Below are 23,349 nucleotides of genomic sequence, written 5' to 3' on the forward strand. Positions count from 1 at the left end.
ATATACTAATAAACAGTTTTTTTTGCCTTTAAGTATAGTTCTGTATAAAACTTGTTACAAATATAAATAGAGAAGTGGTTTAAATTATTTCAGATTTAAAAATAATAGAGCGTCATTCTTTGGTATTATATGTTTATGAAATATTTTGTTATTACTAAAAGAAGGTTGCTATATGGCAACCTTCTAAAATATCTAGTGTTTTTACCTAAAATGATTAATTATGAACATCGGTATACCCTTTCCAATGTTCTCCAAAAGGAGCGAAGCGATATGAACCTCTTCTTCTCGCCCAGCTACTATTTGTTGTTTTTCTTGCCCACCATCCCGGTTGTATAGTATGCTCCTTTTGTTTAGTCTTATTTTTACCATAGGTAAGGTGAGCAGTTATACTCCCATTACTATCATGAAAAACCGATGTATACATTTGTATATATTTCCACGTAGCAGAGGATTGATAACGTTTACTGCCAAATTTACTATTATAACATTGCTCTGCCCCTTGATGACTATCACAGAAAGCTTTGGTTTCTATATTAAGATTTGTTGTAGTCATTAACTTTGTAGGGAATTTTGCAATAGAAAAAACCGAGTGATCTAATTTTTCTACTACTGGTCTATTGCTTGATACCTTTGTTTTTTCATCAGAACTTGCAAAATCTAGTAGAGCTTTAGGTACAGGAGTGCCTTCTGGAGTAAGGGATAAGTACACCTTGAGCATAGAGTTATTTTTAAAATCAATAAACATCTTGGTGTCATTAGGACCAGATTCTAAAGTAGCGATATATGGGTCTGATTCTTCATATCCTTTACTCATGGTTAAACTAATTCCGTTAGAGAAATTGAAGGTTGCCAAATCAATTTCTTCGACTTCTGAGATGTCATTTGTTATAGTATCTTCTTGGATATCCTGATCTTCTTCTTGACAGGAGATAATAACAAGTGTAAAACATGCAATGAGCACGAATTTTGTGATATTTAAATACTTCATTTTGTGATTTTTTAAGTTTGTTAATATTTGAAGCAAACTTAATACTGTCAAATTATGAAGTGTCCTGATTTTTTGATTTTCAAAAAATCAGGACACTTTCTTGTATTTTTATACTCTATAAGAAGAGAGGAAGTATTTTTAACTAGATTTAAAAGGAACAGGGGTCTTATAAAAAAAACTGCCCGGAAAGCATTGGTTGGTTAGTGTTGCTTTCTCAGACAGCTTAGTTTTGGTTGATTATTGATTGGGTTGTTAGCTCTTAGTGGCCTCTAACATCTCCACCAGAGTTATCTGTTTCAGATACTTTTTCTGGATTTCCGTAGTAAACAACATCTGCACCACTTGTTGCTTTCCCGGTAAACTCATTTTTTGCATGGATTTTAATAGAAGCACCACTTGTTGCTCTTGCTTCGGATACTAAACTTAACAAATCTTCTGCACGAATATCTGCACCACTGGTAGCATTTGCTTTATGATTGTTTACTTTTCCGGCTAAATTCATCATGGCACCGCTGGTAACAGAAGTTGTTATTGTTTCGGCTTTTACCTTTAATTTAATATCTGCACCACTAGTAGCACTAAGATCAAGTTCTTTTTGAACTACAGGCTCATTAGAAGAGACACTTGCACCACTATTAACATGAACTTTATTGATTTTGTCATAGGACACAAATACATTTTTTTCGTCAGCAAAGTATATATTTTCATCAGAAGTAACGTATAGCGTATTGCCTTCTACATATACTTCGATATGATCGTGTAAGTTTTTATTGGCTTCTACGATTACTTTTTGATCAGAATCATCTACCAGGATAACATCTAAACCTCTACTTGCTTTAATAGCGTTAAAGTCCTGGTTAATAGTTCTTTCTTTTCTAATTACTTCTCCCTGGCCTTTAACCCCATTAAAGACAACATTACAAGAGCAGCATAAAGCTGATAAGCAAAAGGTGATAATAATTTTGGCTAGTGTGGTCATAATTGTTTGTTTTGATATGTTTAACTGTTTGTTTTTTGATTAGTCTGCCAGAAGCAGATTGATTTAATTTTCGGTTTTTATTTCTATTCCGTCCTCGTCTATTTTTACTTTTACGGGTTCATTATTTAGTTCTACTCCGTCTTCTCCGATTTTTAATTTAAAATCGTTGTCTTCAGAGTTTATATTTATGTTTACGCTATCATCGTCTTCGTCCCATTCGTTATATTCCCAATCATTATCATCTTCTGGGCATTCTTCACATTCGAATTTCCCATCAACTAATTTGATGTATTCTCCTTCTTTACCATCAATAGAGATATAATCATCGTATTTCCATGAGTTATTAAATCCAGAAGTGTTATCATTTGCATACACGGTAATTCCTTCTGGTAATGTTAGGGTTACTTTTATTTCCTGATCTCTGTATTTGTTAGCATAATCAGTAATTGCGTATCCATCTAATAAGAGTGTATTACCATGCACTTCATACCCGTATTTGAGTTCTTCGGCTCTTTTAGAAGCTTCTTCATAGGATCTTCCTTCTGCATTTTTTTCTATTGTAATTCGTACTGTCGAATCTCTTTTAGAAGCTTTTAAATATACTTCTATATCCTGGATAACGATTACTCGATTTCCTTGGTCATCTCTTTTGATTTTATAATCATTTCTATGATATAGATGTTTGGTATATCTGTTATTTCCCTCCATTTTAATGGTTAGCGTATCGTTGCTTGTGATAGGAAGTACTTTTTGCTCCATAATCACTTCTGCGTCATACGCTTCGAGTGTAGCTTGTCTAACTCCAAGAATTCCTAACCCGATAAGAGAAAATATCCATACACCTAATAAACCTAATTTGGCTGGTGTTCCGATAGATTTTAGGTTTTTTATCAGAATTTTTAGACCAAGAATAAACAGGAAGAAAAAAGGTATTCCTACGGCAAAAAATGTTACTAATGATACTAACCATAGTGGAACTTCGGGATGGCTGCCTACTTCAATATATTCTACCCAGGGAGCATCCATAAATCCAAATGTTCCTATCGTAAACAGACCAACAAATAAACTAATAAGAGTAACTCCGGCCACTATAATAAGAATCACACCTATAAATTTCACAAAAATCTTTAAGAAGAATAGTAATACATCGCCTAAGGCTTCAAAAAAAGTAGTAGAACTGCTTTTTACTTTGCTGCTATATTTTTGATAATCTACATTTTTTACAGTATCTGCTACACCATCAAATCCTTCTTTAATTTTCTTTTCTATATTACTAATATTAACAGCTTCACCTTTCATTGCCAAAAAATCGGCTGTTGTTTTTGCTTCTGGTACAAAAATCCAAAATGCGATATAGATCAGAACAAATGCTCCACTAGAGAAAACGGTAAACAATACCCAAGCTAATCTAATCCAAATTGGTTCAATCCCCAGATAGTGACTTAAACCAGAACTTACTCCTCCAACATAAGAGTTTGTTGTATCTCTAAATAGTTGTCTTGATGCTTTCGTTTTTTGATATGATGCTTTTGGTTCATCTTCGAAGATTTCTTCATCTAATCTATAATCTTCTGGCTGTCCCATTACAGTAATTACTTCTTCTACTTCTTTGTTTCCGATAACCTGTCGTTCATCCTTTATTTTTTCACTGAACAATTCTGCTATTCTGGCTTCTATATCAGATATAATCTCATCTCTCCCTTGTGAATCGGTAAATGAGCGTTTTATAGCGCTGAGATAGCGTTGCAGTTTTAAGTAAGCGTTTTCGTCTATATGAAAAAATATGCCTGCTAAATTTATATTAACTGTCTTATTCATTTTACTTCTTTTTTTGTTTGGTTACCAGATTTACAGCATTCCGTAATTCGTCCCAAGTGGTATTTAATTCGCTAAGAAACAATTTTCCTGTTTCTGTGAGTCCGTAATATTTTCGTGGTGGTCCCGACGTAGATTCTTCCCAGCGATAACTCAGTAATCCAGCGTTTTTGAGTCTAGTTAATAAGGGATATATCGTGCCTTCTACCACAAGCATCTTTGCGTCTTTAAGGGTTTCTAAAATTTCAGCTACATAGGCATCATCGTCCTTAAGGATAGAAAGTATGCAATATTCCAGAACACCTTTGCGCATTTGCGCTTTTGTGTTTTCGATCTTCATAAAACTAATTTTTAAAAGTTAAACTGTTCATTTTTTGATTGATGTTTGGTATTTGATGATTGATGATTATTTTAAAAAATATTGATCAGAGAGTACTACACCGGCAATAAAAACAGAGGTTAAAATATAATTGATTAGGTTAAATTTTGAACTATATCCCTGTTCTTTTGACGTTTTTATAATAAGAAAAAATAAAGTAAAACATACAATTAACGGTAGTATCCATTGTCCAAGTCCGAGCCATTGGCTTATTCGAGCTTCATCATTAGGGTTAAAAATTGATACAATCATGGCCATTAACCTAAATGAAAATGCAAAAAATAAGAATGGATACCAATATGTGTTTTTTGTATTTCTGATCACATAAAAAAACACAAATGCTGTTAGTATAGTAAAAATAGGCCCTGCTGCGCTTACCAAATATTCATGCCATACCGATGTATACTCTCCTTCTGCTAAGAAAGCCGAATTAAGTGTCATCTTCATAGGATATCCTAATAACTTTCCTGTAAGTAAATGTGCCAATTCATGAAAAAAGAAGGACAACAGAACAGCAAGAGCAGTTATCAAAATATATTTTATGTTAATTGTTTGCTTCATTATATTATTTTATAAATCGTATAGATAATGGGTATCTGTAACTTTCTCCTTTGTTTGCTTTTAAAGCAGCAGTGATAACAAAAATTATTTCCAGAAAAAAACCGATTAGTGCTATAATTCCGATAAACGATGCTCCCATAAGAGTTCTAAAACCTCCTGCATCAGAAAAATTGATAGAAAAATCATTAAAATGAAATAAATCTGTAATGGTAGCATCTCCAAAGACATGAAAGATAAAAAACGGAAAAGAAAATATTCCCAGTATTACAGTATATAATAGAATACTTAATTGAAAATTGATGGCTTCCTTACCATGATCATCTATAAAATCTGATTTATCCTTATTGGTAGTCCATAGTAATATCGGAACTATGTAATTTCCGAAAGGAATAAAGTATTTTGAGAATGCACCTAGATGCATAAACGTTGCGATATTTTTGTGATTTTTGATTGACATTGTAAAAGTATATAATAGTTTCTTATGCAAATATATGGTTAAAAAAAGGTATTATGCAAAACATAGTACCATAATTTAACATAAATTTAAGATTTTCTGCTCTTTTCTTGACTATTTCTTTTACCTATATTGTGAGAACTAAAAATAAAACTCATGGATATTACTCCTAGAAAACTTAATGCATTCTTATTATTTAAGTTACCCTCTGCATGGCTATGTGGTGTAAGGGTTAAAAATATAGATACAACAAGCTGTACTGTTAGTGTAAAACATCGATGGATAAACCAAAATCCTTTTAAATCTATGTTTTGGGCAGTGCAGGGAATGGCGGCAGAATTAACTACCGGAGCCTTGGTAACAGGATATATAAGAGACAGTGGAAAAAAAATATCAATGCTGGTAGCAAGCAATAATGCTACATATACTAAAAAGGCTACAGGTAGAATCACTTTTGTGTGTACCGATGGGCATTTGGTAGAAGACGCAATTAAAAAAACAATTGAAACAGGTGAGGGGCAAACGGTTTGGATGAAATCAATAGGAACAAATCAAGATGGGATTGAAGTTTCTACATTTAATTTTGAATGGACAGTTAAAGTGAAGAATGAAAAGTGAAAATTTTACTACAAAAAATAATTAGACTGTAACACTTTATGAAATTCGTTTACTCATAAAGAAACTATTCATTAATCATATACTATAAACATTTAAAAAAATATGACAGCACACGAAATCGACTACGAAATTATAGGAGAAGAAATGCAGTATGTAGAGATAGAGTTAGATCCACAAGAGGGGGTGATTGCAGAAGCAGGAAGTTTTATGATGATGGACGATGGCATAAAAATGGACACGATTTTTGGTGATGGCTCTGCAAAAGATACTGGAGTTCTAGGCAAAATATTTGGAGCTGGTAAACGATTGCTAACAGGGGAAAGCTTGTTTATGACGGCTTTTTATAATCAGGTGGGTGGAAAAAAGAAAGTAAGTTTTGCTTCTCCATATCCGGGAAAGATTATACCTGTAGATCTAACTAATTATGGAGGGAAATTTATTTGTCAAAAAGATGCATTTTTATGTGCGGCCAAAGGAGTTTCTGTAGGAATAGAGTTTTCTAGAAAATTAGGAAGAGGACTATTTGGTGGCGAAGGTTTTATTATGCAGAAATTAGAAGGCGATGGTATGGCCTTTGTTCATGCAGGTGGGACTACATCTAGAAAAGAACTACAACCAGGCGAAAAACTAAAGGTAGATACAGGCTGTATTATTGGATTTTCTAAGGGAGTACAATATGATATAGAATTTGTAGGAGGGATTAAGAATACTATTTTTGGAGGAGAAGGATTGTTTTTTGCTACATTAACTGGTCCAGGAGTTGTGTATATACAATCTTTACCATTTAGCAGACTTGCTAATAGAGTATTGGCTTTGGCCCCCAGAGGAGGAGGGAAAAGTAAAGGCGAAGGTAGTATTCTAGGTGGTTTGGGAGATCTTTTAGATGGCGATAACAGTTTTTAACAGTGTTAAATAAGCGCCAAAAGACTGTTTTTTTAGTTTTATTTACATATATTAGCTAGAACAACTTTAAAAACTATAAGATTATTCCTACAATTACTTGTTTAAACCTAACATTTTTTAAACCCCTATTAATTTATGGCTAGAGCAATGTTTGATTACACAAAAACTGTGCTTAAAAAAGTAAGTTTTGATGTTAATCTTTTTACTAAGGAAGTTTTAAAAGCACTAAACAGACTACTTCCTCACGAGATTGAAGAATTAAAAATCTGGATTCAATCATTAACAATGAAACAACCAGAATTACAATCTTGTTTAATCTATTTAAAATCATAAAAAAAAAGCGACTTTCTAGTCGCTTTTTATTTTTGCCATAGGGCTAATGATTTTTACATTTTGAAAAGTAATCGCTCCTTTTACAACGCCAGCAATAGTAGAATGCAAAGCATCAATAATTTGCATTTTTAGTTCACTTTTATTAAAAATTAAACTCACTTCTCTCGCAGGAGAAGGCTCGTTAAAGTAATGAAGATTACTTTTTTCACCATTCTTTATATCTAAAGTATGCAAATAGGGTAGAAGTGTCATTCCCAGACCTTCATTAGCAAGCTTTATAAGAGTCTCAAAACTACCGCTTTCTAATTGAAAATGATCTTCCTCATAACTTTTCTTAGTCTTACACAGGTTAATAATTCCATCTCTAAAACAATGACCGTCCTCAAGAAGAAGCATATCATCGATATCAAGATCAGTAATATCAATTTTATTCTTCTGATTTAGTCTATGAGTAGAAGGAATATATCCTACAAATGGTTCGTAGTATAAAACACGCTCTTTTATGTTTTCGTTTTCTAAAGGAGTTGCTGCAATTGCCGCATCCAGGTGACCATCTAGAAGACGTTCAATTATAGCTTCTGTATGTAACTCCTCTATTTTTAATTTTACCTTTGGATATTTTTTTATAAAATTGTTTAAAAACATAGGCAAAAGAGTAGGCATTACAGTAGGAATAACCCCTAATTTAAATTCACCACCAATGAACCCTTTTTGTTGATCTACTATATCCTGAATTCGTTCGCTCTCGTTTACGATATTTTTTGCTTGTTGAACAAGTTTGTTGCCAACTTCTGTAAGTTCAATAGGTTTTTTACTACGATCAAAGATGAGAATATCTAACTCTTCTTCAAGCTTTTGAATTTGCATACTTAGCGTAGGTTGAGTCACAAAAGTTTTCTCTGCAGCCTTCGTAAAATTTTTGTGTTCTGCTACCGCTAAAACATATTTTAATTGTGTTATGGTCATGGTCTGTGTTTTGGGGAACAAAAATATAAAAGCTATTGATATTATTTATTAAATAATTATTAAAAATTTGTTTTATCTATTGTTTTTTAAACAAAAAAGGAATAGCATAGATGAGATGCAATTCCTTTTTAAATATACCTGTTAGTTAGGTCTTGATTGATGAATATAGATTTCTAATTACATTCTAATTTCTAGTTCCAGGTTTTCTGAGTTTACTTCGAATTTGGCTTCACCCCATAATGGTGGACCATAACTCATATTGTTATTAGATACACCATAATCTTCTTTTGGCATTCCGCCAGGTTCAAAATCCATTCGATTATTTCCATTCACATCATGAAAACATGTAATAGCAAATACTCCTTCGGGAACATTAGAAAAAGTAATTTTTGCTACACCATCTACAATTGTGCTTTTTTCACCTTTGATTGGTGCAGCTTTCATAAAAGTATTTTCATCATAAAGCCCAAAAATAACTTCTCCTTCAGAACTTGTTATGTTGGGAACGGTTACTGTAATGGTTACTCCTTTAGTTTTTTCTTGAGCGTGAAGAAGAAAGTTAGAAACTAAAAGCGCGGCTAATAATGCTAGAGTTTTCATATGATAAAGTTTTATAGTTATTTGTTTTTTGATGAGTCAAAAGTCTATAAATCTTTATTTGAGAACAATAAGAAACTCCTCAGTTGTCATTTTTATAGGATGAAATGTAATTTAAAAATAACTATGTGGGATAAAGAGCTGTGAAATTATATGTCCAGTGGGTTGAAGATGGTAATCAGAAATCCAAAGTTTTATTTATCAAATAGCTTGTATTGCCCTTTTAATCGTATCGTTATGGTAATATCTTCTTTGTTGTTGTTTCTGAAATACCAACCGTGTTTACCTTCAAAAGGGGCTGTAAATGTTCCAGCCATATTGTTAGAGTATGCCAAAGTATAACTCTCATAAAATACATTTTCGGGAGGATTTTCTTGTTTTACTTCTCCATGAAAATCTATATAAACAATAGCATCACTTGCAGTACTCCATTCATATTTTATACTTCCATATTTTAATGCTTTAAACTTATATTCTATACCTTTTCCTGCAGGAACAGTAACATGAATAGTATCATTTTGTTCTGTAAATTGTTCTAATGGTGGTGGATTGTTTGCTTCTACAGGTTTAGGTACGTTAGGTGCAGAACCTAATTTTTCTAATTTCAGTTTCTTGAAATTTAATTGAGATACTGGTTCTGTATCGATTGTCTCTATTTTTTCAGTATCATTTACATACAATCGACTAAAACCAAAGAGTTTTCCTGTTCCTAGCGGGTCTATATTATATTCTGCAGGTAAAACTGCTGTTATAAGCACGACAAAACCAATAAACAACGCTATGAAAATTGATTTTATAAGTTGCTTTTTATTCATTATGTGAGTATTACTTGTTGTCATAATTTAGTGTTATGTCATAAAATATCCTGTCATTTGAAATCCAAACAATAGAAAACCTGCTGCCATGAGAAGTATATTAGTGAGATTAGAAAATTTAACATAACTGTTATATCTTCTCCAGATTCCTAAAAGTACAAGAACTAATCCTAAAGCCAAAAACTGCCCTATTTCTACCCCAATATTAAAACCGATTAGATTTACAAATAACCCTTCTTTATCAAACTTAAATTCTTGTAATTTGGTTGCTAGTCCAAAACCATGAAACAATCCAAAAATTAATACGGCTATTTTAGTATTGGGTTGTTTCTTAAAAAATTGTTTAAACCCTCCCAGGTTATCAAAGCCTTTATATACAATCGATAACGCGATAATAGCATCTATTAAAAAAGCATTTACATTAATATCTGCCATGACACCAAGTAATAGGGTAAGACTATGACCAATCGTAAAAAAACTTACGTATAATAGTATTTCTTTTGTTTTGTACAAAAAGAAAATGACCCCTACCAAAAAAAGTAGGTGGTCATATCCCGTTATCATATGTTTTGCGCCAATGTATAGAAAGGGACCAAAAGCGATTCCTTTATTTCCTAATAAAAAAGACTGTGTCTCATCATCAACACCATGTGCATTTGCTGTTATTGAAACCAACACAAGCACTAGAAATGTAAAGAATGTTGTAGTGTTTTTAAACATTGTTGCAATATAGATTAATGTGCGTGTCCGTGTTCTTTTACTTGTCGGATACTATCTAATCTTGCTTTTTCAGCTTCGTCAACCTCTGTTGTTGATTCTTGAGTAGCTTCTACTTTAGCAGGATCTGTGCTTTCTTCTTTTTTTTCTTTTTTCTCTGTACAAGCCCCTAAAATTGCTAAAGCTAAAACGGCTGTGATCATTGATTTTTTAATTGTCATGTTTGTGTTTTTTTAGATGAGTTAATTCTAATAAGTTTCTTTTAATTTTTTGAAGTAATACTATTTAGTTAACTTAATTTTTTGATTAAAAATGTATCTTCTCCTTAATTTCTAAAACAAAAAATCATCATTTTTAGTATGTATGATTTAATAAGTAAAAATAGTGTTGCTTACATGGTAAATATAGTTTTTTTCTAAGATTGCCACAAAGAATGTATATCTCTTAGTGGTATGAATATTCTATAAAAATAGAAAACATAAAATAATGATTTTATAGTTGCATAGGTAGTAAACAAATTCTAATTAAAGAAGCTTTTTTTGTATTGATTTAGAGTACCTATTTTTAGTATTACTCTCGAAATTTTTAATGCATATTTTGGGAGTATATAATTCAAATATATTCTATTTGGGAATTAAATAAGTTTCTTATTTAATTTTCATTAGTTCTTTAGTAATGATTTCTTTGTTAAGGTATTCACTATATAGATTCATAAAAAGTTCTGATGCTTTTTTACTATCATCATAAATAGCGCCAGCAGCAATAATGAGTGCAGCATTTTTTTCATTTTCGGCATAATAGAGAGGAGGGTGGCCATCATTATCTTTGATATTTAGATCGATCTCTTTTGTTTTGAGTATTTTTTTTAAAACCGATATGTTTCGGTTAAATGCTGCATGATGCATTATGGTTTTACCATTTGCATCAACTGCATTAATATTGGGAGCCGCATTTAGTAATTGGATTGTCAAAACATTATTTTGATCTTGAGCAGCAAGATGCAGAACAGATATTCCTTCACCATTCTTTAGCATTACATCTGCATTATTTGTTATAAGGTATTTTACCAAACTTTTACTATAAACATACCCACCATTAATTGCAAAATGTAAAGCCCCAATATCTTTATGATACATACTATTATATCTATTATCGATGTTGGCACCATTTGCTAATAAAATATCAGCACATTCTATTTGATTAAAACAAATGGCTTCATTAAAAGGTGTACTTTTATGATTACTCAACTCATCTACTTTTACACCATTTACCAGTAATAGTTTAACTAGATTATGTAACCCTTTACGGGCAGCATAATGAAGCGCAGAGAATCCATCATACTTTTTTCCTTCTTTACTAGTAACATTAGCACCGTTTTCAATAAGATATTGGCTAATTTCTTCATTTCTGTCTGAAGCTTTTATCAGTGCGGTTGCACCATTACTATTTATTGCATTGATATTAATACCTTCTTCAATAAGTAATTTAACAACATCTATTTCTTGATAATAAGCAGCTTTGTGAAGCATAGTTTCACCATAAGAGTCGGTTATATTAATATCAATTCCTTGAGCAATTTTCTCTTTAATTTGATTAATATCTGATATGTCTAAACTGTTAAATTCTGTCATAATTTTTTATAGATTAACACAGCGGTTATCCTTCTTTATTAGTATCTAATATCTGATCAAAAATTAATATAAAAATATTACATTTTGTAGAGAAGGTAGGTTTCTAAAATTATAATAACCCCCTGGCTTTGATCTCAAGGTATTTATTAATAGTATTAACGGTAAGGTTTTCTGGGGTAGTTAATACCGTTTGTATCCCATGTTTTTGTAATTCTTTTACCATTACTTTTTTGTCATATGCAAATTGTTGTGCAATAGTTTGATCATAAATGGTTTGTAGATCCTCGGCATTTTGTTCAATAAGATGATCAAGCTCTGTATTCTGAAAGAAAATCACTACCAATACATGTTTTTTTGCTAATGCCCGCAAATACGGAAGTTGCCTTTTTAAAGAGGATAGATGTTCAAAATTAGTATATAACAAAAGTAAACTTCTGTGATTTATTTGTCGTTTAACATGAGTATATAGCAATCCATAATCAGAATCAAGAAATTGGGTCTTAACATTATAAAGGGTTTCAGAAATCGTATTGATGTATGTTTTTTTTCCGCTAGACGGCAAAAAATCATTTACTGTATTAGAAAAAGATAACATCCCAACTTTATCATGTTTTTTTAAGGCAATATTAGAAAAAGCCAGTGTACTATTAACTGCATAATCCAGGAGACTTAATTCTTTAAAAGGCATTTTCATAACACGACTGGCATCGATTATAGAATATATAGGTTGAGATTTTTCATCCTGAAATTGATTAATCATTAAGTTACCGTGTTTTGCCGAAGCTTTCCAGTTAATGGTACGAACATCATCACCGATTACATATTCTTTGATTTGCTCAAACTCCATTGTATGTCCAATACGTCGTATTTTTTTAAGTCCTATTTGAGTCAACTTATTATCAATAGCCAAAAAATCATACTTTTTCATCTGGATAAAAGAAGGATATACTTTTACCATTGCAGCTTTATCAAAACTATAACGACGTTTTGCAAGGCCTATTCTGGTCATGGCATATACATATAAATTTCCGAAGATATATTCTCCTCGTTTTACAGGGCGTAATGAGTATTCGAAATCTAAAATTGACTTAGGAGAGATGCTTCCTTTTTTAAGGAAATCACGTTTTTGAAATTGCACAGGGATCTCATCGATAACCTCTACATAGGTCGAAAATTTATAATTACTTTTTATTCGTACAGGAACAGCATTAAAATCACTATTAGAAAACTTATTTGGTAAAATCCTATTGGCATGAATTCCATTTCTAGTATTATATAAAGCCACAATATCAAACAGAAAAACAATTATTAATCCCCATACCAATAACCAGACAATTGGATATATTGGAGTAAACCAGTATGATAATAAAAACAATACTGATATTAGCGTGAGTATATAAAATACTCTGGAGCTTAGATATAGTGATTTTAAAAATTGGATCAAAACTAGCGTGGTATTTCTACAGATTGCAGGATCATTTCTATAACATTTTCTGTTGTCATTCCTTCCATTTCACGTTCTGGTGATAAAATCAAACGATGACGTAACACAGGGAAAAGAGATTTTTTTATATCCTCTGGGGTAACAAAATCTCTCCCGTTAATTGCAGCAAAAGCTTTTGAGGCATTCATAACAGCAATTGATGCCCTTGGAGAACCTCCTAAATATAAATGTGGATGAGTTCTGGTTTTGGTGACAATCTCGGCAATATATCCCAGGATTTTCTCTTCGATGATTACATCTTGTGTTTTTGCTTTAAATTCTAGTAATTGCTTTGGAGTAATTACCGGATCAACCATCTCTAAAGGTTTTGCTGTTTTTCTCTCATGATGGGTTTTTAAGATATTTACTTCATCTTCAAAAGTAGGGTAATCTACCTTTATTTTAAATAAAAACCGATCTAATTGTGCTTCTGGTAAGGCATAAGTTCCTTCTTGTTCTACGGGATTTTGGGTTGCTAATACCATAAAAGGAGGATCCATAGGGTATCGAATACCATCTATAGTTACTTGTCTTTCTTCCATTACTTCAAACAAAGCTGCCTGAGTTTTGGCGGGAGCACGATTAATTTCATCAATAAGAACCATATTAGAAAAAATAGGCCCTTTTTTAAATTCAAAGTCACTTGTTTTCATATTAAGTACAGAAGTTCCTAATACATCACTTGGCATAAGATCTGGAGTGAATTGAATTCGATTAAAATCAGTCTTTAGTGTTTTTGCAAATAATTTGGCAGTTACCGTTTTTGCAATTCCAGGCACTCCTTCGATTAAAACATGACCATTAGATAACAGGGATACAATTAATAACTCGATAAAATCCTGCTGTCCCACAATTACCTTTGCCAATTCTGCCTTTAGTTTTTCTACAGATTGTTGTAGTTCACTAAGATCTATCCTGTTCTGAAAACTTAGGTTTTGCTCTTGAGAGGCTGCCTCAGGAGCTTGCTCCGGGTTTGTGTTATTTTTAATTTCTTCGTTTTCCATTTATGATTCGTTTAAATGATATATCGTTTTTTAAGATCGGCTTTTGAATATGCTTATTAACTCATAAAGCTTTAATAAATCTTCTTTTTCGATTTTTACTTTTTTATTTAGTTCATCAAAATATTTAAATAATATTTTGGTATCCTCTATGCTATTATTACTTCTGGCAGCAATATCGATTATTGTTTTTTCATTGAGTTCATTTGTCGGAATTCTAAGCACGTTACGTACATAATCCAAAAATAGGAGATTTTGCTTCGTAGCAATTTCTTTATGCTTCCCTTTTTCAAAATACATTCCGCTAATCGTCTTTGTAAAAGATAAAGTCTGATTTTTTAAAGGTTCTATAATCGGAATACTACGTTGTTTTCGTTTTCCTTCAAAAATTACAAAAAGTACTACTCCAATAAGCACAAAGTAGTATGCCCATTTGAGGTAGCGATTATTTAAAAGCAAGAAAAGTGGAGAGGTATAAAATGTTTTTCCTGATTTATAATAATTATCCCATAGTATTTTTTGATTGGGATTTATATATGCCAAAAGGTTTTGAGTATATTGATAATTCTTGTCTGTTAGCATAAAATAATTCCCAAAGGCCTCGGGAAAAGTATGTAATAGAATTTTCCCTTTACCAAAAGATTGTTGTATATAGTTTACTTTTGGGTCTTTGACCTTTAATGTATCATTATATAATTGTGTAACTCCTAAAATAGTGGCATTTATCGTATCTAATTCATTAAAATATGGATTGTAAATATCTTGATCATACAAAAAAGGTAACTGCGTTTTAAGCTCTTTATTAACCAATTCAATAAGAGGTTTAGTAGATATGTTATCTATAGATATAAGATTATCTGTCTCAATATTAAGAGTATCTAATAATCGATTTTCTATAGTTTTTGCCGATACAAATAATGTGTTCCCGTTTTCAACCCATTTTAATAGGGTATTTAGCTCATTTTTATCAAAGTTGATCGATCCATTAATAAAAAAGTAAGTTCCGGATATAGAATCATTATCGTTAAGAAACTCGTAAGGAGGTTGGTTTATATCTTGTAATCCTTGGGTATCAAAAGATTCCTTTATTAAATTATAAGATACAAAGGAGCCCAAAGGAATTTTATCTGTCTTTGCATAACTGGGATACCAGTTTACAGGTTCGGGTTCACTAGCTTCAATATAGGTGAGTATACCAATAGCTGCTATAATGATGATGATTAATATTTTAGAACTTTTGGTCATCACATTAACGTTGGATAAGATGGGTTATAGAAGTAAACTCTTTTTCAGCTTTCAGGTATAATTTTTCATTAACCTCAAAGCTACCGTACCAGATAAAATCATATAATTTGGTGATGGATTTAAATTGATGTTGTACCGAGTCGTCTGCTAACTCCTTGATATAATCGGTATTAGTTTTTTGAGCTTCCCATTGAATTAATTCTACATCGGATAACTTTTTTAGTACAAATAGATAATAATATCGAATTGCCAATCTATAATTTTTATGCTGCAAAGCCTGATCAATCAATTGTTGAATATCTTGATTTTGAATAATATCTTCATCTTCTGTTAGTTCTATCTGTGGGGCAAGTTGTTTTTCAAGAAGCATATCCGATGGATTCACTTTCATAAACAACCAACCTAATAAAAATAATACACCTATAATCAAAAGATAGGGGAGTAGTCTAAAAACTATAGCCCAGAATCCGGTTACTTTTTCTGTACCAAATAACCACGAGATAAATCGATTCCAGAGTTGAGTCACCCAGTTCTTAAACTGCGTCCACCAATTATCAGGTTCTTGATATTCGGTATAATCAAAATCATCTTGTGTTTTAAACTCCTCTATTTTTTGATGATCAAACTGTGGTGCTTTTTGCTGAGAGTCGAGATCATAAACTAACTCCTGGGGATTAGATATTGCAGTACTATCCTGAACTCTTGCTGATAAAAAGAGTGGTAGAAAAAATAAGACGTAGTAAAGAATTTTCAATTTATTCTGATTTACCTAAAGAATCAATTTGTTCTAATGCGCCTGTAGCGTGTTTTCTTTCATTCAAATTATAATATATAAATGCAGTAGAAATTGCGGTGATAATATATAATATATATTGAGCTGCTGATGATAAGGTGTTTAAGGCGATGAAAACCCAATCAAACATAGTAGATGGATCAGCCAAAGATCCTTCTGAAGCAGCAGTAAATGTTTTCGTAAAGGTATAGATTAATGCTGGAATAGAAAATACAAAGCCTATTACTCCTATAAGGATAGCAATAATAAAAAGTGTGGCAAAGGTAATCCACCATTCGTTTTTTACGAGAAGGAAACTATCATTGATCGCATCAGAAATACTAGTACCCCGAAATACCAGAATTGAAAAAACCAAGCTCATAGGGACATATAAATAAATACCAGGAATAGCACAAAGCATAAAACCAAAAAAGGTAATCAATCCCGAAAGAATTCCTAATCCGATAATATTTCCAAAATCTTTTTTTACTCCATGTAATATAACTTCAAGATCGACATTACCTTTGTTGTCTATATAATTTTTAATATAGTGTAAAACGGTACCAAAAAGTAATGCATAAAACACGAGTAACGTTGCCAACATTGCAAAAAGAGCAATAATAAGGGTTCCCGAATTATACATCCCACCATTTCTAATACTCACCGGATCAAAAAGATTGGCAGAAGAGTGCGTGTAATAAGCAGAAGCAAGTAAAAGCAATATAAATGAGATTCCCGAAGTTTTTAACAAAACAGATAGCAATGATTTACCATTTTGTCGTATAAAAGCAAAAGTATCTGTTAGGATATCTCCTAATTCTCTTTTTTTCTTAAATTCTATGTAGTTATTATTCATTTTTTAGTCTGTTATAAAGTTGTCTGGGGTAAATTACATAATAAAACAAGATTAGGGCTAACGACCCAGATATGATTAAAATAGCCAGCCAATCGGGCATTTCTGTATGTCTGGTGACAAAGCCTTCTAAAAACCCTGCTAATATAAAAAAGGGAACTGTGCTAATCACAATTTTTAACCCTGCTTTAATTCCTTTAACAAAAGAAGTAAGTCGAGTATACGTTTTTGGAAATAAAATAGAGTTTCCTACAACCAGACCTGCACATCCTGCAATAATAATCACAGAAATTTCAATCGTACCATGAATCCATATTGTGCGGGCACTTTCCCAAAGCAATCCTTTCTCGTAGAAAAAATACTGAAAAGAACCTAGCATTATAAAATTTTGCATCAGCATATATATAGTTCCTATCCCGAATAGTACTCCTAGAATAAAGCAATTAAGTGCTACTTTGATATTGTTAAGGGTTATCCCCAAAAACATATTAGTTTCTCCCATTTGTTTGTATACTGCCATGGGATCTTCGTTAGCAATATTCTCTAAGGTCATATTTACATAAGCATCACCTAAGATCGATCTTACAAAAGCCCCATCTGTGGCAGAAGAATATGCTCCTATAGCCGTAAATAAAACAGAAATTAGAAATGCAATGAGTAAGTGTTTTTGATATTGATAGAATTCTAAAGGGAATTCTTTAACCCAAAAAGAATACAATCGGTTTTTTTTCTCTTTTTTTGTTTTATAGATTTTTTGGTGAGCACTAGATGCTAAACCATTTAAATAATTAAGAGTTTGACTATTAGGATAAAATGTCTGAGCATAACTAAGGTGATCAGTTATCTCTATATATAAATTAGAAAGCTCATCTGGAGTTATTTGAGCATTATTAACCAGAACACTTTCAAATTTTAACCATTTATCTTTATTTTGCCTCACAAAAGCCGCCTCACGCATGTATCGAAGATTAAGAGGCTCAAAGAAACATAATTAATGGATAATTTTCAAATAGAAACTGCTCAAAATGTTAGTATACAGCAAAATGCTGCCGGAATTGGAGAGCGTATTCTAGCGTATCTTATTGATCTTTTGATTATCATAACATATTTTATCATTGCTATATTTATGATTGGAGCATTAAGCCTTGATTATGGAGATGAATGGGCTTTTTGGTTAATTTTAAGTTTACCTCCGTTCTTATATTTTATATTGTGGGAAACATTTTGGGATGGTAAAACTCCCGGTAAAGCAACGATGAAAATAAAAGTGGCCCGTATGGATGGGGCAAGACCTGCTTTTTCGAATTACCTGGTGCGATGGTTACTTCGTTTATTAGATATTACTTTGGCATTTGGTGGTGTTGCCGTTGTCTCTATTTTATTAAATGGTAAAGGACAACGCCTGGGAGATATGGCAGCAGGTACTACTGTGATTAGTGAGCGGCAACGTGTACGATTTAACCAAACCATATTAGTCGATATCCCAGAAGACTATGTGGCCATGTATCCCCAGGTTACTGTTTTTAGTGATGCAGAGATGCGTAAAATAAAAACTATTTATACAGAGGCAAGACGAGATGCAGATCATAATATCATTCTCGAACTTTCTAAAAAAGTAAGTGCTTTGATGGATGTTACTCCACAAGAAAAACCATTACAATTCGTAGATCGCGTAATTGCCGATTATAATTATTATACACAGAAGTTGTAATTTTTAGATAGCCTAATTAATGAAACTCTTAGAGCATATTGAGCTAGTTGTTTATCCCTTCAGCTTTCATAAAAATGCTTTCTTTTTCTAAGTACCTTTTTTTGTCTTGAATTACCCATAAGGATGTAATAAAAATAGAAGTTAAGATTTATAAATTGATAAGTTAAGATTTATAAATGCTTAGTACCACACCTTTCAATACAGTATACTGTTACCGTATCTTTATAACACACAACATGTTATGATGTTGTAAAATATTTTCGCGAAAATAGTCGTAAAAGTTGTAAGCGACTTTAAAAAACAACCAACAAATTAATTCTTAAAACAATAATCATGTTAAAATCTATTTTAAAAATTAATGGCGTTAAATCATTAACCAGAAGTAACCTAAAACGTGTATCAGGAGGAAAAATGAGAGGAACAGATTGTAGTGTAGTATTTGCTGCATGTGATGAACAACACCCGACAAATGATAATAAATTTGAAAAGTGTCTGAATTACAGTGGTTGTGGTCCTGCTTTCTAAGATGATAATACCAACGGTAATCATCATAAAAGAAGTATTTAAAACTTACTTTAAAAAGCCCTTTCAAAGGGCTTTTTCTTTTTTAATAAACAGGAATAAACTTAGGTCTAGCTAGATACTGCAAAACCAATTTCTCCTTTGTTTTATTCCTTCTCTTCAGTTTTTATCAAAATAGTTTCTTTTTTAGGGTAACAATTTTTTTTCTTGTTGATATGATGGTATAAATCATAAAACTTTTATAACATGAAAAAAATGAATTTTAAAAAATTAGAATTAAACAAAAAGACTATTGCACAGGTAAAAGGTGGGTTGGCGCATCCTATGGGGCCGTATAAAGAACGTGTAAAGTGGGCTGTGGGAACACACAATACATGTCAATGCGAAACCATTGCTGCACCGTGCTAAATTTTTAAAAGCGGACTTAGGTCCGCTTTTTTCTTTTTCTTGTTTGGGATTTTACTCGATAATCGAGATTTAAATGCTCCGAGGCTTGCCTCGAAATCTAAATCATTTTTCAATCCAATGCCTCATGGGCTTACCCTGAGGTAGTTTACTTAATCACTTCTGCTTTTATAAAAATATTTTCTTTTGGCCATTCGCTACCGTCTGTAGGAACGTTAGAAATCTTATCGGCCACATCCATTCCTTTTACAACTTTTCCAAAAATCGTATGCTCTCCATCTAGATGAAAAGCTCCATTTTTAGCAATTACAATAAAGAATTCGAATGGAGTGGAGCGATTTGATGGATTATCTACCCATTGTTTGGATAAAGCAACAGTTCCTCTGGTGTGTCTTAAACCTTTTACAGGTTCCTGCGGAATGGTATAGTCTCCAATTTCATGGCGTTTGTTTGCCATTTGTTGGCGATCACTATTACCTCCCTGGATCACAAAACCTTTGGCGACACGATAGAAAAAAGTTTCATCAAAATATTTCTGTTTTACCAGGTAAATAAAATTTGCTCTGTGTATAGGTGTCTTTTTGTATAATTTGATATGAATATCACCGTGTATAGTTTTTATATTAACTAATGTTTCTGGATTTTCTTTACCATAATTAGTCAGGAATTCCTCTAAATTATCATTAGTGAGTCTAAATGGCTCTTCTTCAGTATCTTTATTTTCGTTATCCGATTTTTTTTCATTCTGCGCTGCTGTGGTATCTTCTTTTCCCTTTTTGTCATTTACAGAAATTGAATCTGTATTTGTTTTTACATCCTGTTTATTTTTCTTAGAATGTGTATCTTCACAACTAGAGAATATGAAAATAGATACGCAAAAGCATAAAATTGATTTGGTAAATGACATTTGAAACATTTAAGAATTTAATCCCAAAAATAGAAAAAATGTCAGTACCGGGAGAATCTTCCCATTTTATTATGGCTCCAGAAGCTCGTATGAAAGCATTGAATCATCTTAAAATTGAAGAGAGAAGCCCTAGAAATGCAGCAGTGATGATGTTTTTTTACCCAAAGAATACCATAACTCATCTTGTACTGATTTTACGACCCGAATACGAAGGAGTACATTCGGGGCAGATTGCATTGCCGGGAGGAAAAGTAGAGATGTATGATGTAAACTATACAGAGACAGCACTACGAGAAACTCATGAAGAGGTGGGAGTACAGCCTAATACTGTTACTATTATTAAATCCCTAACCAAAGTATATATCCCTCCTTCTAATTTTTGGGTACATCCGTTTTTAGGGTTTTCTGACAGAAGACCCAATTTTATCCGCCAGAAAGAAGAAGTTGCAAAAGTTATCGAGGTTCCGTTAACAGAACTTCTTAATGAAGATAATGTTGTTTTTAAAAAATTAACTACTTCTTATGCAAAGAATATAGAGGTACCTTCCTTTGAACTAAACGGTTACGTAGTCTGGGGGGCAACTGCAATGATGTTAAGTGAGCTTAAAATGCTTTTAAAGACGTCAATAGCATTATGATTTTGTATATTTGGCATTCCTAATACAACCGGTTTTCTACATATGGGATTATTTAAAAGAAATCCATTTGGACATATATTATTTTTAAAAAAATGGCTTATCCGTATTATGGGTGGGTTAACGCATAGTCGTTATAGAGGTTTTAATGAATTACAAATTGAAGGAAGCGAAATTTTTAAAAACCTTCCTGATAATAATGTGTTATTTGTTTCTAATCATCAAACTTATTTTGCTGATGTAGTAGCAATGTTTCATGTTTTTAATGCAAGTCTAAGTGGTCGTACAGACTCTATTAAGAATGTAGGGTATTTATGGCAACCCAAGCTTAATTTATATTATGTGGCTGCAAAAGAAACGATGAGAGCCGGATTATTAGCAAGAATTCTTGCGTATGCCGGAGCTATAACCGTAGAGCGTACCTGGAGAGAGAAAGGGAAAGATGTGAATCGCCAGGTAAAAATGAGTGATATTACTAATATTTCTAGAGCATTAGATGATGGGTGGGTGATTACATTTCCGCAGGGAACTACAAAACCTTTTAAGCCTATTCGTAAAGGAACGGCTCATATTATTCGAAAATATAAACCCATAGTAATTCCTATTGTAATAGACGGTTTTAGAAGATCTTTTGATAAAAAAGGTATTCGTATTAAAAAACGAGGAATATTACAATCTATGGTGATAAAAAAACCACTGGATATTGATTATGAAAATGATTCTATCGATGATATCGTAAGTAAATTAGAGTTTGCTATAGAACAACATCCATCTTTTCTTAAAGTAATTCCGAAGGAAGAATTAGAAGCCGAGGAAGAACTTAATAAGAAAAGACAGTGGGAATACTAATCTTTTTAGTAGTTTATTACGCTCCCTCTCTCAAAAAAAGCCAAGAGATCATTCGACCTTTTGACTTTTTGTTAGTTCAATTTGCATGAAAAAATCTACTAGGCTATTTGGCACATTCCCCAAAAACAAAAGAATTCTTCGTGCTCAAAACCAGGTATCGAATTTAAAACATTACAATCAGCATGATTATAACAACGCATACCTGTGTTACCTCCATTAATAGATTTTTGCTCTTTTTTATTTAAAACTTGAGCTCCTTTTAATTGCATTATTTTTTTCATTTTGTTAAAAATTAGTTGTTTTATAGTAGCAAACATTTTAAGACAGTTGCAGTTTTCTGTCTATTATCCTGATAACTTCTTGTTTTTTAATCTTTACATGTTGTTCCAAAAATAGAACCAGGTGTTTAGGTAAATGAACATATAGAAAGTGTAACTACGTTTCCGTTTATAATTTTTTCTACTCCACAACTTCCTGAACAGCAATCATTATCCTCTGTACATTTTCTTGCTACATTTTGACATCCATAAGTACCACCATGAATCGATTTCTGATGCTGTTTTTTAAGTATCGTAACTCCTTTTACTTTTAAAATTTTAAGAATCATTTTTAGTGTTTTAAATTAGAAATACAATAAAAAACCTAAGGATTGGTCTTAGGAAAAGTAATATTTAATCTAACTGCTCAAAACAACGTCCAAAAGAACAATGACCGCCACAAAGGCTAAGACATTGATCGCCATAGTATGTACCAGCTTTGATTGTTTGTTGTTCGTTTTTGCTCAATTGAGTTGCTCCTTTTAAATCTAAAATGTTATTAATCATGATGATAAGTTTTAATTACCTACTCTGTTAGATAAGGTTTTCGGCTGCCCCTTTATCAAAATTGATCGCTGTGGATAATTTTGATTCTGAAACTAAAGTATGTAGCAATTAGGGAGATTAAAAATGAAGTATGGCCATTTTAAACAAAATAGCCATAAAAAAACCCTGCATATTAGCAGGGTAATACATATTTTGAAAAGTAATATTTATTTTTCGTTATAACAATAATCGATTATCCTTCCGTTTACTTCTGCAATATCACTTGTTAAAACACTGGATCCTCCTTCTATTTTTTTCATAGAACCTAAGTTGATCCTTGCTATTGTTAACTTTTTGAGATTAATTTTTCGTGTTACGTCTTTTTTCATTTTTAAGGTGATTTAGTT

At 32.1% G+C, this 23,349-nt stretch carries 31 protein-coding genes; 8 read left to right on the top strand and 23 right to left on the bottom strand.

Annotation, left to right across the window (positions count from 1 at the left end; all coding sequences use genetic code 11):
* Positions 1-214: 214 nt before the first annotated feature.
* From NNL09_RS15560 to NNL09_RS15585, 6 genes are all read right to left on the bottom strand, one after another.
* Positions 215-988, bottom strand: a complete 774-nt coding sequence (locus NNL09_RS15560) for a hypothetical protein (RefSeq protein ID WP_196909794.1) — start codon at positions 986-988, stop codon at positions 215-217.
* A 259-nt stretch (positions 989-1,247) separates the two neighbouring features.
* Positions 1,248-1,967 carry a head GIN domain-containing protein gene (locus NNL09_RS15565; protein WP_196909795.1) on the bottom strand — a complete coding sequence of 240 codons (720 nt, stop codon included), beginning with the start codon at positions 1,965-1,967 and terminating at the stop codon, positions 1,248-1,250.
* A 63-nt stretch (positions 1,968-2,030) separates the two neighbouring features.
* Positions 2,031-3,785 carry a PspC domain-containing protein gene (locus NNL09_RS15570; protein WP_025664658.1) on the bottom strand — a complete coding sequence of 585 codons (1,755 nt, stop codon included), beginning with the start codon at positions 3,783-3,785 and terminating at the stop codon, positions 2,031-2,033.
* Between the two features lies 1 nt (position 3,786).
* A complete protein-coding gene (locus NNL09_RS15575) occupies positions 3,787-4,122 on the bottom strand; it encodes a PadR family transcriptional regulator (protein WP_025664659.1) in 336 nt (111 codons plus the stop codon).
* Positions 4,123-4,188: 66 nt separating this feature from the next.
* Positions 4,189-4,722 carry a hypothetical protein gene (locus NNL09_RS15580; protein WP_196909796.1) on the bottom strand — a complete coding sequence of 178 codons (534 nt, stop codon included), beginning with the start codon at positions 4,720-4,722 and terminating at the stop codon, positions 4,189-4,191.
* Between the two features lie 4 nt (positions 4,723-4,726).
* Positions 4,727-5,179: a DUF4870 domain-containing protein gene (locus NNL09_RS15585; RefSeq protein WP_025664661.1), complete on the bottom strand. Its 453-nt coding sequence runs from the start codon at positions 5,177-5,179 to the stop codon at positions 4,727-4,729.
* A 153-nt stretch (positions 5,180-5,332) separates the two neighbouring features.
* Here NNL09_RS15585 and NNL09_RS15590 point away from each other — a divergent pair, with 153 nt between their 5' ends.
* The 3 genes from NNL09_RS15590 to NNL09_RS15600 all read left to right on the top strand — a co-directional run bounded on the left by NNL09_RS15590 (position 5,333) and on the right by NNL09_RS15600 (position 7,030).
* Positions 5,333-5,794, top strand: coding sequence for a DUF4442 domain-containing protein (locus NNL09_RS15590; RefSeq protein WP_196909797.1), 462 nt, complete (start codon positions 5,333-5,335; stop codon positions 5,792-5,794).
* 102 nt (positions 5,795-5,896) lie between these two features.
* Complete coding sequence (locus tag NNL09_RS15595; RefSeq protein WP_025664663.1) at positions 5,897-6,697, top strand: TIGR00266 family protein; 801 nt, start codon at positions 5,897-5,899, stop codon at positions 6,695-6,697.
* A gap of 135 nt (positions 6,698-6,832) precedes the next feature.
* Entirely contained in the window at positions 6,833-7,030 is a 198-nt protein-coding gene (locus tag NNL09_RS15600) for a hypothetical protein (RefSeq protein WP_024770269.1), read from the top strand.
* A gap of 15 nt (positions 7,031-7,045) precedes the next feature.
* Here the strand turns inward: NNL09_RS15600 and NNL09_RS15605 are convergent, their stop codons facing one another.
* From NNL09_RS15605 to NNL09_RS15660, 12 genes are all read right to left on the bottom strand, one after another.
* Positions 7,046-7,996, bottom strand: coding sequence for a LysR substrate-binding domain-containing protein (locus NNL09_RS15605; RefSeq protein ID WP_025664665.1), 951 nt, complete (start codon positions 7,994-7,996; stop codon positions 7,046-7,048).
* Between the two features lie 177 nt (positions 7,997-8,173).
* Positions 8,174-8,596, bottom strand: coding sequence for a DUF2141 domain-containing protein (locus tag NNL09_RS15610; protein WP_025664666.1), 423 nt, complete (start codon positions 8,594-8,596; stop codon positions 8,174-8,176).
* A 191-nt stretch (positions 8,597-8,787) separates the two neighbouring features.
* Positions 8,788-9,408, bottom strand: a complete 621-nt coding sequence (locus tag NNL09_RS15615) for a hypothetical protein (RefSeq protein ID WP_231389076.1) — start codon at positions 9,406-9,408, stop codon at positions 8,788-8,790.
* A 33-nt stretch (positions 9,409-9,441) separates the two neighbouring features.
* Positions 9,442-10,128 (bottom strand): HupE/UreJ family protein, encoded by a 687-nt coding sequence (locus NNL09_RS15620; RefSeq protein ID WP_196909799.1) that lies wholly within the window; start codon positions 10,126-10,128, stop codon positions 9,442-9,444.
* 14 nt (positions 10,129-10,142) lie between these two features.
* A complete protein-coding gene (locus NNL09_RS15625; RefSeq protein WP_025664669.1) occupies positions 10,143-10,346 on the bottom strand; it encodes a hypothetical protein in 204 nt (67 codons plus the stop codon).
* 426 nt (positions 10,347-10,772) lie between these two features.
* Positions 10,773-11,756 carry an ankyrin repeat domain-containing protein gene (locus NNL09_RS15630; RefSeq protein WP_196909800.1) on the bottom strand — a complete coding sequence of 328 codons (984 nt, stop codon included), beginning with the start codon at positions 11,754-11,756 and terminating at the stop codon, positions 10,773-10,775.
* Positions 11,757-11,865: 109 nt separating this feature from the next.
* Entirely contained in the window at positions 11,866-13,197 is a 1,332-nt protein-coding gene (locus tag NNL09_RS15635; RefSeq protein ID WP_025664671.1) for a DUF58 domain-containing protein, read from the bottom strand.
* Positions 13,198-13,202: 5 nt separating this feature from the next.
* A complete protein-coding gene (locus NNL09_RS15640; protein ID WP_196909801.1) occupies positions 13,203-14,243 on the bottom strand; it encodes a MoxR family ATPase in 1,041 nt (346 codons plus the stop codon).
* Between the two features lie 30 nt (positions 14,244-14,273).
* Positions 14,274-15,485 carry a DUF4350 domain-containing protein gene (locus NNL09_RS15645; RefSeq protein ID WP_196909802.1) on the bottom strand — a complete coding sequence of 404 codons (1,212 nt, stop codon included), beginning with the start codon at positions 15,483-15,485 and terminating at the stop codon, positions 14,274-14,276.
* A 4-nt stretch (positions 15,486-15,489) separates the two neighbouring features.
* Positions 15,490-16,239 (bottom strand): DUF4129 domain-containing protein, encoded by a 750-nt coding sequence (locus NNL09_RS15650; protein WP_196909803.1) that lies wholly within the window; start codon positions 16,237-16,239, stop codon positions 15,490-15,492.
* A gap of 1 nt (position 16,240) precedes the next feature.
* Positions 16,241-17,113, bottom strand: coding sequence for a hypothetical protein (locus NNL09_RS15655; RefSeq protein WP_196909804.1), 873 nt, complete (start codon positions 17,111-17,113; stop codon positions 16,241-16,243).
* Positions 17,106-18,068 (bottom strand): stage II sporulation protein M, encoded by a 963-nt coding sequence (locus tag NNL09_RS15660; RefSeq protein ID WP_035095604.1) that lies wholly within the window; start codon positions 18,066-18,068, stop codon positions 17,106-17,108. Before NNL09_RS15660 ends, NNL09_RS15655 begins: the two co-directional genes overlap by 8 nt.
* 36 nt (positions 18,069-18,104) lie before the next feature.
* Between NNL09_RS15660 and NNL09_RS15665 the strand changes: the two genes are divergently transcribed.
* The 3 genes from NNL09_RS15665 (at position 18,105) to NNL09_RS15675 (ending at position 19,751) form a co-directional block, all read left to right on the top strand.
* Complete coding sequence (locus tag NNL09_RS15665; protein ID WP_025664676.1) at positions 18,105-18,821, top strand: RDD family protein; 717 nt, start codon at positions 18,105-18,107, stop codon at positions 18,819-18,821.
* A 333-nt stretch (positions 18,822-19,154) separates the two neighbouring features.
* On the top strand, positions 19,155-19,346 hold the full coding sequence (locus NNL09_RS15670) for a hypothetical protein (RefSeq protein ID WP_025664677.1): 192 nt from the start codon (positions 19,155-19,157) through the stop codon (positions 19,344-19,346).
* Positions 19,347-19,589: 243 nt separating this feature from the next.
* Positions 19,590-19,751, top strand: coding sequence for a hypothetical protein (locus NNL09_RS15675; protein ID WP_158237238.1), 162 nt, complete (start codon positions 19,590-19,592; stop codon positions 19,749-19,751).
* A gap of 145 nt (positions 19,752-19,896) precedes the next feature.
* Here NNL09_RS15675 and NNL09_RS15680 read toward each other — a convergent pair whose 3' ends face one another.
* Positions 19,897-20,655, bottom strand: coding sequence for a peptidylprolyl isomerase (locus NNL09_RS15680; protein ID WP_025664678.1), 759 nt, complete (start codon positions 20,653-20,655; stop codon positions 19,897-19,899).
* Between NNL09_RS15680 and NNL09_RS15685 the strand changes: the two genes are divergently transcribed.
* A complete protein-coding gene (locus NNL09_RS15685) occupies positions 20,649-21,293 on the top strand; it encodes a CoA pyrophosphatase (protein ID WP_196909805.1) in 645 nt (214 codons plus the stop codon). The two genes, NNL09_RS15680 and NNL09_RS15685, sit on opposite strands and share 7 nt — an antisense overlap.
* A 42-nt stretch (positions 21,294-21,335) precedes the next feature.
* Positions 21,336-22,139 (top strand): 1-acyl-sn-glycerol-3-phosphate acyltransferase, encoded by an 804-nt coding sequence (locus NNL09_RS15690; protein ID WP_025664679.1) that lies wholly within the window; start codon positions 21,336-21,338, stop codon positions 22,137-22,139.
* Between the two features lie 98 nt (positions 22,140-22,237).
* Here the strand turns inward: NNL09_RS15690 and NNL09_RS15695 are convergent, their stop codons facing one another.
* The 4 genes from NNL09_RS15695 to NNL09_RS15710 form a co-directional block, all read right to left on the bottom strand.
* Positions 22,238-22,420 carry a hypothetical protein gene (locus NNL09_RS15695; RefSeq protein WP_160112188.1) on the bottom strand — a complete coding sequence of 61 codons (183 nt, stop codon included), beginning with the start codon at positions 22,418-22,420 and terminating at the stop codon, positions 22,238-22,240.
* A 125-nt stretch (positions 22,421-22,545) separates the two neighbouring features.
* On the bottom strand, positions 22,546-22,746 hold the full coding sequence (locus NNL09_RS15700; RefSeq protein WP_025664681.1) for a hypothetical protein: 201 nt from the start codon (positions 22,744-22,746) through the stop codon (positions 22,546-22,548).
* Between the two features lie 64 nt (positions 22,747-22,810).
* On the bottom strand, positions 22,811-22,963 hold the full coding sequence (locus tag NNL09_RS15705; RefSeq protein WP_160170071.1) for a hypothetical protein: 153 nt from the start codon (positions 22,961-22,963) through the stop codon (positions 22,811-22,813).
* A 206-nt stretch (positions 22,964-23,169) separates the two neighbouring features.
* A complete protein-coding gene (locus tag NNL09_RS15710) occupies positions 23,170-23,331 on the bottom strand; it encodes a hypothetical protein (RefSeq protein WP_160170072.1) in 162 nt (53 codons plus the stop codon).
* Between the last annotated feature and the right edge of the window lie 18 nt (positions 23,332-23,349).

Origin of the sequence: Aquimarina sp. EL_43, assembly GCF_943422735.1 — a bacterium.
In the GTDB taxonomy this organism is placed as follows: domain Bacteria; phylum Bacteroidota; class Bacteroidia; order Flavobacteriales; family Flavobacteriaceae; genus Aquimarina; species Aquimarina megaterium.